The organism is Mycobacterium sp. RTGN6 (assembly GCF_033804605.1).
Lineage (GTDB): Bacteria > Actinomycetota > Actinomycetes > Mycobacteriales > Mycobacteriaceae > Mycobacterium.
In genome coordinates this window covers 36,004-48,809 of sequence record NZ_JAPZKZ010000010.1, presented here as the reverse complement: position 1 = coordinate 48,809, position 12,806 = coordinate 36,004, and the positions used below count along the sequence as shown (strand labels likewise).

Here is a 12,806-nt window from a genome sequence, read left to right as displayed (position 1 = left end):
GCGACGCGTACCCGTGCAGGTAGGGGCGTCGCACGCGCGTGACACCATAGCAGCGTGAGTGCACCCCCAGTCGTCGCCATGATCGGCGGCGGGCAGCTGGCCAGGATGACGCATCAGGCCGCGATTGCGCTCGGCCAGACGCTGCGCGTATTGGCCACCGGGCCCGACGAACCGGCCGCTCAGGTCACTCCCGACGTGGTGATCGGCGCGCACACTGACCTGGACGCGTTGCGACGGGCGGCGGCGGGTGCGGCTGTGATGACGTTCGACCACGAGCACGTGCCCGGCGCGCTGCTGGAGGCCTTGGTGGCGGACGGCGTGAACGTGGCGCCGCCGCCGCAGGCCCTCATCCACGCCCAGGACAAACTCGTGATGCGCCGAAGGCTCTCCGAGCTCGGCGCGCCGGTGCCGCGGTTCGCCGAGGTGACCACGCTCGCCGACGTCGAAGCGTTCGCCGCGCGCGTCGATGGGCCGATCGTCGTCAAGACCGCGCGCGGGGGCTACGACGGCCGCGGCGTCACCCTCGCCGGTGACCTCGCCGAGGCCAGGGCGGCCGCCGAGCGCTATCTGGCCGACGGCGCGGCGGTGCTGGTCGAGGAGCGGGTGAACCTGCGCCGCGAACTGGCGGCGCTGGTGGCCCGGTCGCCGTTCGGCCAGGGTGCGTCCTGGCCGATCGTGCACACGGTGCAGCGCGACGGCATCTGCGTGGAGGTCATCGCCCCTGCTGCCGGCCTCGACCCCGAACTCGGCGTCGCCGCAGAAGCGCTCGGGCTGCGGTTGGCCAGCGAGCTCGGCGTGGTCGGGGTGCTTGCAGTCGAACTGTTCGAGACCGTCGAGGGCACGCTGCTGGTCAACGAACTGGCGATGCGCCCGCACAACTCGGGGCACTGGACCATGGACGGGGCGCGGACCAGCCAGTTCGAGCAGCACCTGCGAGCCGTACTCGACTACCCGCTTGGAGCGACCGATCCGATTGCGCCGGTCACGGTGATGGCGAATGTGATTGGTGCACCGCAGCTTCCCGCGATGGGCATGGACGAACGACTGCACCACCTTTTCGGCCGGATACCCGAGGCGAAGGTCCATCTGTACGGCAAGTCCGAACGGCCCGGCCGCAAGGTCGGGCACGTGAATGTGCTTGGTGCGCTGCGTGGTTCGTTGGACGACGAGGCGTACGTCGCCGAAGTGCGAGAACGCGCGGCACGGGCCGCGCATTGGTTGTCACATGCGAAGTGGACGGACGGATGGAGTGAGCATGCCTAGTAGTACGCCCCGGGTCGGGGTCATCATGGGCAGCGACAGCGACTGGACCGTCATGGAGGAGACGGCGACGGCGCTGGCCGAGTTCGATGTCCCGTTCGAGCTCGGCGTGGTCTCTGCGCATCGGACCCCTGGCCGCATGCTCGACTACGCGAAGAGCGCGGCGGGCCGGGGGCTTGAGGTCATCATCGCCGGTGCCGGCGGGGCGGCGCACCTGCCGGGCATGGTGGCCAGCGCGACGCCGCTGCCGGTGATCGGCGTTCCGGTGCCGCTGGCGCGCCTCGACGGCCTCGACTCGCTGCTGTCGATCGTGCAGATGCCCGCGGGCGTTCCGGTGGCGACGGTGTCGATCGGGGGTGCCCGCAATGCTGGCCTGTTGGCCGTGCGCATCCTCGGGGCCTCCGATCCCGACCTGCGCGCCCGCATGGAACGGTTTCAAGCCGAACTGGAAACGATCGTCCTACAAAAGGACGCGGCGCTGCGAGCGCGCTTGATGGGCGGTTAAATTACCCAACCTTGGTCGCTAGCTGATCGCTAGGACGTTAAGAGTTGGCTTGAGTTTTCAGGCCGCCTTTGGCAGCAGGCGAGCGTGGTCGACGGTTTCTTCGATGTGAATATCAATGGTGTGCACCGCCTCCCAGGAGCGACACCTGATCGCTTACAGTACGAAACACGATGGCCTCGAATCCCTCTCACCAGGGGTTCGAGACCATCGTTCCAGTCCAACGCCTTACCGCCGCCGAGCCACGTCGGACTTTTTCAAGTCGAAGTAACAGTCGTCGAGCCCACGCGCGGCCGCGCGTGGGCGGCAACTCGCAAAAGCAGTCCGTAAGCTAAGCAAACGGAGCGGTCGGTGTGCGCGGGTGTTTACGCGTCGTCCTACTTTGTGCCGCCGCGGTACCAATGTGAGGGACAAGCGTTCACGCGTGTCGGTGGAATGGAGGACTGGTCTGTGAGGGTTCCGCTGCGTCGGGTGCCAAGTTGAGTACTGCTGTCAAGGTCGCAGGCGATCAGGAGGTAATTCCGTATCGTGCCGACGTTGACGGTCTGCGCGCCGTCGCGATCCTGCCGGTGGTCGCCTTCCATGCAGGATTGAGCTGGCTCCCAGGCGGATTCGTGGGCGTCGACGTCTTCTTCGTGATCTCCGGGTACTTGATCGGTGCCCAAGTCTTCCGGCAGTCGACGTCGGGCACGTTCCGATACCTTGCCTTCTACGCTCGTCGGCTGCGACGGATCGTTCCCGCGTTGATCGCCATGCTCTTGATCTTCCTCGCCATCGGCTGCCTGCTGCTTACGCCCGACGAATTCCGAGAGCTGGGCAAGGAGTCCGTCGCTGCGGTGTTCGGTGCCTCCAACTTGGTGTTCTTCTTGCAAGCCGACTACTTCGCCCCTGCAGCCGACCTCACACCGCTGCTGCACACGTGGTCGCTTGGCGTCGAGGAGCAGTTCTACATCGTGCTACCGATCCTCGCCGCCGTGTTCATCCGAGTGTTCAAATCGTCTGCAACGAAGCCGCTTCTGATGGTCACGGTCCTCAGCATGGCCGGGTCGATCGTACTGACGCACAGCAATCCGCAGGCGGCCTTCTACCTGCTCCCCACCCGCTTCTGGGAGTTGAGTCTTGGAGCTATCCTGGCCACGTCGGGTATCGCCACCTCGCCGAAGCTCCGCGGAACACTCGGGCAGATGGTCGGGCTCGGTGGCGCCACGCTCATAGTCGTCGCAATGATCGCCTACCGACCAGAGATCCCTTTTCCAGGGGCCTTCGTGTTGCTCCCGACCATCGGCGCGGCGATGATCATCGCTTCGCGATCGAGCTGGCTGAACGGCAAGATCTTGTCCAACCCGGTGGCGGTGTTCATGGGCAAGATTTCCTATTCGTGGTACCTGTGGCACTGGCCGCTCTTCTATTTGTCCCACGTCATCGGCATCGAAGGGCGGGCGGCGCCGTGGATCTTGGCAGCGCTGTCCTTCGGTCTCGCTGTCCTATCGTGGCGCTTCGTCGAACAGCCCTTTCGTCGCCGGCGCTTGGCGGACGGACCTGTTGTGCTCCGATACGTGATTGCGATCGCCTGCGTGGCGGCACTCGGGGCGTTGATCTTCCTGCAGAACGGGTTCATCGGTCGGTTGCCTACCGACGCTCGCATCTCCGCGGAGGATGCGCGACGATCGCAGGACGATCCGTGCCTGATTCGTCGTGGCAGCGTCGACGTGGCACCGGCAGGATGCCAATACGCGGCGACCAGTGGGCCGACGCTCGCGCTCATCGGCGACAGCCACGCAGCGTCGATCTCGCCCGGTTTCGAGCAGGCCGCAGCGGCGCAAGGTCTTGCCTTCCGGCAGCTGACGAAAACTCTGTGTACGGCCCAGTGGGGGTACGCGAACGTGACTCCCGGTCTGCCCGATTTCCCAGACGAGTGCTCCGACTATCAGCGGCTCGCGTTTCAGCAAGTCGAGGACGATCCGAAGATCAAAGTCGTCGTGTTGGCATCTCGTTGGAGTGCGGAGCAGGATCTGCTGTCCGCATCGGGCGGAGCTGCGGTCGGCTTGGAGACTGCGTTGGATTCGACGCTGACGCGCCTGCAGAAGCTCGGCAAGAAGGTTGTTCTGGTGATGGAGGTTCCAGAACTCACCTTCAGTCCGTACGCGGCGGTGATCGGTGAGTCTTTACCGGTGCGAGTGGGTCTGCAACACCTCCTTGGAGTGCAGCCCCTGAGCGGCCCGGCGCCTTTCGCGCGCATTCACGAGGACACCAGTCGTGACATTCTCAAGCGCGTGGCCGCCAAACACCCCAACGTCGTCTTGGTTGATCCGTGGGCCCAATTGTGTGACGCCAATGGTTGCCATTATCGCGACGGGTCGGCGCTCTATTACTTCGACGATCAGCATCTGTCCGGCGCGGGCGCCGTTCGAGCGGTCGGCACGCTTCCGCCGCTGGTCTGAGTTCCGCCAGTGAAGGCCCGGAACTTCACCGAGGACTGAGTTTGCCCTTGCCGCGAGCAGCAATGAGGCGCCAGCCCCCGTAGTGGTGGCCCGCGCGCTCGGAGGTAAAGTTACCGGCGAGTAGCAAGGAGCCACCATGTCGATCGGTAACCCATCATTCAACGTCTTTCAGCTGTCGGAAGAGCACGACGAGCTGCGCGCGGTACTGCGCGAGCTGTGCGACAAGGAGATCGCGCCGTACGCGGCGGACGTCGACGAGAAGGCGCGCTACACCGACGAAGCGCTCGCAGCGCTGAACTCTTCGGGGTTCTCGGCGATCCACATCCCCGAGGAGTACGGGGGACAGGGCGGTGACTCGGTCACGGCCTGCATCGTCATCGAAGAGGTCGCCCGGGTCTGCGCGTCGTCGTCGCTGATCCCGATCTGCAACAAGCTGGGCACGATGGGCCTGTTGATGAACGGCTCCGAAGAGCTCAAGAAGCAGGTGCTGCCGTCGATCGGCGCGGGCGAGGCGAGCGCGTCCTACGCCCTGTCCGAACGCGAAGCGGGCAGTGACGCCGCCGCCATGCGCACCCGGGCCAAGCGCGACGGCGACGACTGGGTGCTCAACGGGTCGAAGTGCTGGATCTCCAACGGCGGCCACTCCACCTGGTACACGGTGATGGCGGTGACGGATCCGGACAAGGGCGCCAACGGCATCTCGGCGTTCGTCGTGCACGCCGACGATCCCGGGTTCAGCGTCGGGCCCAAGGAACGCAAGCTCGGCATCAAGGGCTCACCCACCACGGAGTTGTACTTCGAGGACTGCCGCATTCCCGGGGACCGCATCATCGGCGAACCGGGCACCGGCTTCAAGACCGCGCTGGCGACGCTGGATCACACCCGCCCGACCATCGGCGCGCAGGCCGTCGGCATCGCGCAGGGTGCGCTCGAGGCGGCGATCGCCTACACCAAGGAGCGCAAGCAGTTCCGCAAGGCGATCAGCGACTTTCAGGCCGTGCAGTTCATGCTCGCCGACATGGCGATGAAGATCGAGGCGGCGCGGCTGATGGTCTACAGCGCGGCGGCCCGCGCCGAGCGCGGCGAGCCGAACCTCGGCTTTATCTCGTCGGCGGCCAAGTGCTTCGCCTCGGACGTGGCCATGCAGGTCACCACCGACGCGGTGCAGCTGTTCGGGGGATACGGATACACCGTGGACTTCCCCGTCGAGCGGTTCATGCGCGACGCCAAGATCACTCAGATCTACGAGGGCACCAACCAGATTCAGCGCGTCGTGATGTCGCGCGCCCTACTCAAGTAGGCAGTGCTGCGTCGAGTCTGGCGAGGTAGTCGTCCAGGTCGACTTGCGGCGTGGACGCAATCACGCTGACCGCCAGGGTGTCTCCGATGGTGTGCACACCGTGGCCAAGGCTCGAGATGTGCACCAGCGCGGGAAACGACGTGGTGAACGTGACGGGGCAGCCCCCGAAACTCAGGTCGGCGTTGCCCCGATCGACGCTCGACACGATGGTGTTGGCAGGCACCAGCTCGGGCTGGTCGTCGGTGCTCACCATCCGAATGGCAATGCGGCGCAACGGTGCTGGAACGAACACGGAGGCCGCCTCCTTCGCCGCGAACGATGGATGCAGGCTGCGTCGACGCCACGCCATCATGTCCGCCACGATGTGCTGCAGCTGTTGGTCCCGGCTCGGCGCATCGGGGTAAAGCCCAACGAATGTCACGTCGTGGTTGTTGTAGGCCTGTCCCGCAACGGGTTTGGCGACCGGTACGGCGGCGGTCAACGCTGACGTGGGCTCGCCGCGATCGCGGAGGTAGCCGGAAAGGGCGTCGGAGATCGCGAGAAGTGCCCCGGTCGTCAACGTCGGTCCGGGTAGCTGAGTCTTCCTGCGTACCAACGTCCGCAACACCCGCGTGCCCGACGGTCGGTCATTGACACTCAGCGCGGGAACCGGAGCCTTCACGGCTGGCACCTTGCCCGCCTCGGTGTCCCGGACCAGTGCACGGCGTGCGCGGACGACGGAGGCGACACTGCGGATCGTCGGATCGTTCGGCCGGCGCTCGATGGGAGCCGGCATGGTGTCACGACCGAACAGCGCACCCGCCAGTGCCGCGGTCCGGGTGCCGTCCCCGAGCACGTGGTTGATCTGCAGCGCGACGACGGTGGAGGGCCCACTCGTAATTGGGACCTCGCGGACGGCGGTGAAGACGTGTAGCCGCCAGGCCACCACCCGCGGATCCAGTTGGTCGAGGGTGAGCGCGCTCACTGCGTCGAGGCACTCGGTCCAGGTCGGCGACGACAGGTCGTGCACCGTGTATTGCTCGGGGCTTGCCTCGACGTGCTCCCAGCGCGGGTAGCGCAACTGGTACTTGTCCTCGCGGACCCGAACGTTGAGGTATGGAATGTCGCGCGCCCGGTCGAGCGTGTCGGCTACGGCGTCGGCAATGGACGCCGGCTCGCCGTCGAACGCAAAGACGATGAACTGATCGGTGGGGAACTTGGTCGAGAACCACAGCCACATCGCGTCGGCGGGCAGCATTGGCCCGACGACTTGGTCGAGGCTTACCTGCGCCAAGACACACTCTTCTCCTGATCACGACGCAGCTTGCTGCCAGTCCCCGTAAATGTAGCTGCTTCCTTGCTTGATGGTCGGACCCCAGCCTTCTGTGTTGTCCCGGTGGTCCAGCAACGAACGACCGATGAAACTGACGCACGTGTAGAAAACCTGGCATCATGTGGCGATGGTCACCGTGATGCCATTGCGCGACGGCTCGCGGATGGCTCCCGTCGACGCGATGTGGTTCTGGATGTCGACGAAGCTGCCGAACGACCAGTTCCAGGTCTACGCGTTCGACGGCGTGGCGGATGGTGGAGCCGCTACCGCGGAACTGCTGGGCCGGGCCCGGCGGTGCCCCGACCTGTGCCTGCGTGCTCGGGACGGACTGCTGCGGGTCGGCTTCCCGTACTGGGTCGAGACCGAGGTCGGTGCCGACGCGGTCGTGGTCCACGCGCTGGAAGAACCGGGGTGGGATCAGTGCCTCGCCGCGGTCGGCACGCTCATGGACGAGCAGCTCGACGTGCGTCGCGCCACCTGGCGCGTCCACCTGTTCCTTGGCGTGACGGGGGTGCCGGGTAGTACCCGTCCAGCCACCGTGGCGGTCCTGCAGATCAGCCACACCCTGGCCGACGGCATCCGGTCCTCCGCCCTGGCCGCCTACCTATTCGGCCGCGACGGCACGCCGATCCGACCGGTGCCGCGGCCGCGAGAACCCGTCCTACCCGCGATGCTGACGGCGCACCGGATGCACCGCGAGCTGGACCGGGACGTCGCCGCGGGCGTGGTCTGCGCGCCGAAGGCGTTGGTGCGCCCGTTGAGCACCAACGACCAGCCCGCCGGACGTCGGCTGCTTCGGACGGTGCTGACGCGGCGCTCGGAGTTGCCCCAGACCGTCACGGTGACGGTCGGCGCACTCGCGGCGATCTCCGAGGCGTTGGCGGGTCACCTGGCCGACCGCGGCGAGGACGTGTCCGAACTCGCGGCCGCAACGCCGGTAGCCAAGGCCGGCGAACGTTGCGCGAACAACTTCTTCGACTACGTGGCGGTCGGGCTGTACCCATCCGCTGCTGCCGGCGAACGCCTCGCACTCATCGACGCGGAGTTGAACGGCCGTAGGCGGGCGCGGTTGCACCCGGCGTTCGCAGCCACCGAGCGCCTGTTCGATGCGGTACCCGCACCACTGCGGCGCCTCGGCGTCTCGTTGCTCGATACGCATCGCAGGCCGGACTCGGTGATGGGTCACACGATGGTGTCGAGCGTCAACCGCGGTCGCGCCGACCTCGTGCTCGCCGGCTGCCCGGTGCTCTTCACCTCCGGATACCCAGCGCATCTTCCGATCTGCGGCCTCACGCACGGCGTGCACGGGATCGGCGACACGGTGGCGATCAGCGTCCACGCCGCCGAGTCCGCAGTCCCGGACGTCGACGCCTACGTCGACCGACTCGAGTTCGCGTTGCGCAGGTTGGCACAGGCCCGCGACGCGGCGGAGGCACAGATACGCGTGCAGTAGGGTGAGCTCAGTCACGAAGCACTGGAGACGGGTATGACGCGCGCGCCACGGCACACGCTTCGGTGCGTCCTGGTCCTGGCCGTGCTCGCCGTTACGACCCTCGCCGCGGGCTGTGGGTCGAACGCCCCGGGGCAGCAGCCCGTCGCAGACCTTGGCTCCTACGATGCGAGCGCCCAGTCCGCGTTGGCACGCATCGACCCCGCCGCCACGACGGTCGGGCTCGCGGATTCCGATTTGCTGGGGCTGTCCCCCGACGAGGTTGGCGAGACCGTTGCCCGCATGAGCGCGGACGGGGTGACCGACGTCCGCATCATGATCCCGTGGGTCGCCGTGCAGCACACCCGGGGCACCTACGACTGGGCCTTGGTGGACCGGTTGGTCGAATCGGCTGTGGCACAACGCATGTCGGTGTTGGCCACGCTGAACTCGACCCCGGAGTGGGCGGTGCCGCCCGGCGAGCCGGCCGTCCACGGCCGTCCGGCGTCCGCCGAGGCCTTTGGGACCTTCGCCGCCGCCGTCGCCCAGCACTTCAAGGGCAAGGTCTCGGCGTACGAGATCTGGAACGAGCCCAACGCCGCGGTCTTCTACGCCCCGACACCCAATCCGGCACAGTTCGTCGACCTGCTGAAGGCCGCGTACCCCGCGATCAAGCGGGCCGATCCGTCGGCCGTCGTGGTCACCGGCGGATTGGGTCCGATCGTGGACTTTGCGCCGATCGCCATGGACGCGGTGAAGTTCGTCGGCGCGATGTACGAGGCCGGCGCCAAGGACTACTTCGACGCCATCGGTTATCACCCGTACCAGTACACGATGAAGTTCTCCGAGGGCGGCTATCACCCGGACTCACCCATCAATCAACTCGCGGGAATCCGCGCGCTGATGCTCGCCAACGGCGATGGGGACAAGAAGATCTGGGCCACCGAGTACGGGGAACCGTCTTCGGTGGCGGGTGAGCTGAACCAGGCCGAGTACCTCGACGACATGCTCGGCAAGTGGCGGCTGCTGCCCTATGCCGGCCCCGTGTACGTCTACACCATGCGCGACCGCGACTCGGCGAGCTCACACGGTGACGACACCCTCGGGCTGTACCGCTCGGACGGGACGGCCAAACCGGCCCTGCAGGTGTTCACCTCACACATCGCGAACCACGGCACTCCCGTCAGGCAGGTGAATTCGGTCTCCGCGGGCGCTTCGGCTCCGCGGTGACGCGGTTCAGCTGACGCAGGCCGGGTCGTCCGATCCCGCGGTGAGAATCGGCGACGGCGGCGGCGGAGCCTCGGTGGACTCGACGGCTGCCGGGTCGGCGGTCTGCACCGAAGGATCCTCGGTACCGAGACCCGAACCCGGACCGGTGTAGTCGCCGGCCAGCACCACCTGCACGGATCCGGAGGCCATCGTCGGATCCTCGACGATCGGCAGGTTGCCCAACGCCTTGGCCACCGCCACGGCGCCCAGGTCGTCGATCTTGGGCGCCCTGACCTGGCTGCCCGAGACGTGGCCACCCTCGTGGTTGCCGACCTCGCCGGGGACGAACCCCTGGCCGGTCAAGACCTCCGACACCGCGGCGGCCAACCCGCCGACGTCGGTGTCGTTCACCACCGACGCGGTGGTCTTGTCAGGGGAGTACGCGATGGCTTCGGTCTTGCCCTCGTCCTGGTCCTTCAGCAGGCCACCCACCCAGTCCTTCACCGCAGACTCGTCGACGCGCACGACGCTCTGCATGCCGTCGTCGCTCCAGCCGTCCTCCTGCAGCACGGGAATGGTGGCGAACGCGACGTTGCCTGCCGCCAGCTTCTCCAGCTGGGTGGCGAAGTCCATGATATTCCACCCGTCGGACAGCACCACCGAGCGCTGAACCGCGTCTTGCAGACGGTTGAGCGTGGCCGGGCTGGACAAGGTCTTTCCCGAGATCACCTGATGAGCCAGTGCGGCCATCACCGCCTGCTGCCGGGTGACGCGGTCGAGATCGCCGCGCGGCAGGTCGTGCCGTTGCCGGACGAAGCTCAACGCCTGCGGCCCGTCCAGCTTCTGCCAGCCTGCCGGGAAGTCGGCACCCGAAAGGGGTTCGTAGACGGCATCTTTCAGACAGACGTCGACGCCGCCGAGGGCGTCGGTGATCAACGCGAACCCGAGCAGACCGATCTCGGCGTAGTGATCGACCGTCACTCCGGTGAGGCTGGCGACCGTCTTGATGAGCTCTTCGCGGCCGGCTTCGGTGGCCTTCGGCTCGGCGGTCGCCGGATCTTCGCCATCGACCTCGACGAGCTGCTTCATCTTGTCGAGCTTGACGTCGCCGAACACGCCGTTGATCTTCATCTTTCCCCACCCGGGCGCGGTGACGTAGGAGTCGCGGGGGATGGAGATCGCGGTGGCCGACTTCCCGTTGTTGGGGATGCGCACCAGGATGATCGTGTCGGTGTTGGTGGACACGTCATCGCCTGCGCGCAGCGTCGCCAGTTCCTCGGCGGACAGCGGATTGCCGTGGGCGTCGGTCCGGCTGTCCATGCCGACCAGCAGGATGTCGATGGCCCCGTCCTCGCCGCCCTCGCCGAGCGCAAGGGAACTGACGTGGTTGATGCCCGATTCGAACGACCGGATCTTGCCCCACGCCACCCCCGTGCCGATGACGACGATCGACGCCGCCATCACGGCGACGATGCGGGTTAGACGACCGTGCATCAGCCCAGGCTACTTGCGAGTCGGTCGCAGACCGGGTAGCGACTGGCGGCGTGCCAGACTCTTCAGAACATGTCTGACCGAATCGTCATCACTGGTGCAGGCGGGCTGCTCGGTCGCACGCTCGTTTTTGCGGCGGGCGGCCGCGAGGTACTTGCGCTGACCTCTGCGGACTGCGACATCACCGATCCCGTTGCGGTCCAGCGCCGGGTCAGCGCCGGCGACGTCGTGATCAACTGTGCCGCCTACACGAAGGTCGACGAGGCCGAACGCGACGAAGCAAGGGCGTACGCCGTGAACGCGACGGGCGCCGAGAACGTCGCGCAGGCCTGCGCCAGGGTGGGTGCTCGCTTGATCCACGTCTCCACCGACTACGTGTTCAGCGGACGGTTCGAAGGCGAGCAGCGACCCTACGAGATCGACGACGAGACGAACCCGCTCAGCGCGTACGGGCGCACCAAGCTGGCAGGGGAGGTCAAGGTGCTGGCCGCCTTGCCGGACGCGAACGTGGTGCGGACGTCGTGGATCTTCGGAGGCGAGGCCGATTTCGTCGCGGCAATCGGCAAGAAGGCGGCGGGAGCCGACGACGTGGACGTCGTGGCGGACCAGGTCGGCGGCCCGACGTACGTCGGTGACCTGGCGCAGGCCCTGCTCGACGTGGCCTCCAGAGCGATCTCGGAACCCGTCCTGCACGTCGCCAACGCAGGCGCGGCGAGTCGGTACGAACAGGCCAGGGCGGTGTTCGAACTGCTCGGTGCCGATCCGGAGCGCGTCCGGCCCGTCGGCACCGACCGGCACCCGCGTCCCGCGCCCCGGCCCGCGTACTCCGTGCTGTCGGCACACAGGTCGACGGAGGCGGGGGTCGCCCCGCTGCGGCCCTGGCGCGACGCGTTGGCCGTTGCGCTCGCGTCCGGCGGTCCGGAATCGGGAGTCGACAGCCCGCTACCCTCGACGCCGTGACCGACGAACTCGTCGTGGTGACGGTGACGTACTCACCGGGCCCGCACCTCGACCGCTTCCTCGCATCGCTGTCTCACGCCACCGATCGGCCGGTGCGGGTCGTCATGGCGGACAACGGGTCCACCGACGGCGCGCCCGAGGAGGCGGTGGAGCGCTACCCGAACGCCCGTCTCCTTCGAACCGGTGCCAACCTCGGCTACGGCACCGCGGTCAACCGTGCGGTCGCCGAGTACCTCCTCGACGCGGACACCGAGTTCTTCGTCGTCGCGAACCCCGACGTGCAGTGGGGGCCGGGCAGTATCGATGCGCTGCTCGAGGCCGCCGAACGGTGGCCGCTGGCGGGCGCGCTTGGCCCGCTCATCCGCGACCCCGACGGTTCCATCTATCCGTCCGCCCGGCACCAGCCCAGCATCGTCCGCGGCGGAATGCACGCCGTGGTCGGTCCGGTGTGGAAGTCCAATCCCTGGACGGCGGCCTATCGCCAGGAGCGGCTCGAGCCCAGCGAACGTCCCGTCGGGTGGCTGTCGGGCTCTTGTCTGCTGTTGCGCAAGGCCGCGTTCGACGAGATCCGCGGGTTCGACGAGCGCTACTTCATGTACATGGAGGACGTCGACCTGGGCGACCGGCTCGATCACGCGGGGTGGCAGAACGTCTACGTACCGACCGCCGAGATCCTCCACGACAAGGGACACGCCACCGGGCGGGACCCCGCCCGCAACTTGGCGGCCCATCACACCAGCACCTACACTTTCCTGGCAGATCGGCATTCGGGCTGGTGGCAGGCACCGTTGCGGTGGACGATCCGCTCGGCGCTCGCCGTGCGGGCCGGGCTCGTCGTCGGCAATTCCCGGAGGAAGCTCGCGAAGGGACGGAAGTGAGGGTGGGCGAACGTGGGTAGTCCG

General features: G+C 67.2%; 10 protein-coding genes. 8 read left to right on the top strand and 2 right to left on the bottom strand.

From position 1 onward, the window contains the following. Positions 1-54: 54 nt before the first annotated feature. From SLQ33_RS23515 to SLQ33_RS23500, 4 genes are all read left to right on the top strand, one after another. Positions 55-1,263, top strand: coding sequence for a 5-(carboxyamino)imidazole ribonucleotide synthase (locus SLQ33_RS23515; RefSeq protein ID WP_319456295.1), 1,209 nt, complete (start codon positions 55-57; stop codon positions 1,261-1,263). Next, a complete protein-coding gene (purE, locus tag SLQ33_RS23510) occupies positions 1,250-1,765 on the top strand; it encodes a 5-(carboxyamino)imidazole ribonucleotide mutase (protein WP_413467753.1) in 516 nt (171 codons plus the stop codon). Before SLQ33_RS23515 ends, purE begins: the two co-directional genes overlap by 14 nt. Positions 1,766-2,241: 476 nt before the next feature. After that, positions 2,242-4,203: an acyltransferase family protein gene (locus SLQ33_RS23505; protein WP_319456293.1), complete on the top strand. Its 1,962-nt coding sequence runs from the start codon at positions 2,242-2,244 to the stop codon at positions 4,201-4,203. A 136-nt stretch (positions 4,204-4,339) separates the two neighbouring features. Next, on the top strand, positions 4,340-5,503 hold the full coding sequence (locus SLQ33_RS23500) for an acyl-CoA dehydrogenase (protein WP_319456292.1): 1,164 nt from the start codon (positions 4,340-4,342) through the stop codon (positions 5,501-5,503). On the opposite strand, the gene SLQ33_RS23495 is transcribed toward SLQ33_RS23500, so the two are convergent. Beyond that, positions 5,496-6,776, bottom strand: a complete 1,281-nt coding sequence (locus tag SLQ33_RS23495; RefSeq protein WP_319456291.1) for a DUF1298 domain-containing protein — start codon at positions 6,774-6,776, stop codon at positions 5,496-5,498. The genes SLQ33_RS23500 and SLQ33_RS23495 overlap by 8 nt on opposite strands. Positions 6,777-6,942: 166 nt before the next feature. Here SLQ33_RS23495 and SLQ33_RS23490 point away from each other — a divergent pair, with 166 nt between their 5' ends. After that, positions 6,943-8,268: a wax ester/triacylglycerol synthase domain-containing protein gene (locus SLQ33_RS23490; RefSeq protein ID WP_319456290.1), complete on the top strand. Its 1,326-nt coding sequence runs from the start codon at positions 6,943-6,945 to the stop codon at positions 8,266-8,268. Between the two features lie 33 nt (positions 8,269-8,301). After that, the gene (locus tag SLQ33_RS23485) at positions 8,302-9,474 is read left to right on the top strand and encodes a cellulase family glycosylhydrolase (protein ID WP_319456289.1); all 1,173 of its coding nucleotides are present in this window, start codon (positions 8,302-8,304) and stop codon (positions 9,472-9,474) included. 6 nt (positions 9,475-9,480) lie between these two features. Here the strand turns inward: SLQ33_RS23485 and SLQ33_RS23480 are convergent, their stop codons facing one another. Continuing rightward, on the bottom strand, positions 9,481-10,947 hold the full coding sequence (locus SLQ33_RS23480) for an LCP family protein (protein WP_319456288.1): 1,467 nt from the start codon (positions 10,945-10,947) through the stop codon (positions 9,481-9,483). A 69-nt stretch (positions 10,948-11,016) separates the two neighbouring features. On the opposite strand from SLQ33_RS23480, the gene rfbD reads away from it, so the two are divergent. Further along, positions 11,017-11,904: a dTDP-4-dehydrorhamnose reductase gene (gene rfbD / locus SLQ33_RS23475; RefSeq protein ID WP_319456287.1), complete on the top strand. Its 888-nt coding sequence runs from the start codon at positions 11,017-11,019 to the stop codon at positions 11,902-11,904. A gap of 14 nt (positions 11,905-11,918) precedes the next feature. After that, positions 11,919-12,782 carry a glycosyltransferase family 2 protein gene (locus SLQ33_RS23470; RefSeq protein ID WP_413467758.1) on the top strand — a complete coding sequence of 288 codons (864 nt, stop codon included), beginning with the start codon at positions 11,919-11,921 and terminating at the stop codon, positions 12,780-12,782. The last annotated feature ends 24 nt before the right edge of the window (positions 12,783-12,806 follow it).

What these genes read in the sequence shown, in the direction of transcription:
- SLQ33_RS23500 (WP_319456292.1), top strand. Translation starts at nt 4,340, where the DNA reads ATGTCGATCGGTAACCCATCATTCAACGTCTTTCAGCTGTCGGAAGAG.
- SLQ33_RS23490 (WP_319456290.1), top strand. Translation starts at nt 6,943, where the DNA reads ATGGTCACCGTGATGCCATTGCGCGACGGCTCGCGGATGGCTCCCGTC.
- SLQ33_RS23485 (WP_319456289.1), top strand. Translation starts at nt 8,302, where the DNA reads ATGACGCGCGCGCCACGGCACACGCTTCGGTGCGTCCTGGTCCTGGCC.
- SLQ33_RS23480 (WP_319456288.1), bottom strand. Translation starts at nt 10,947, where the DNA reads ATGCACGGTCGTCTAACCCGCATCGTCGCCGTGATGGCGGCGTCGATC.
- rfbD (WP_319456287.1), top strand. Translation starts at nt 11,017, where the DNA reads ATGTCTGACCGAATCGTCATCACTGGTGCAGGCGGGCTGCTCGGTCGC.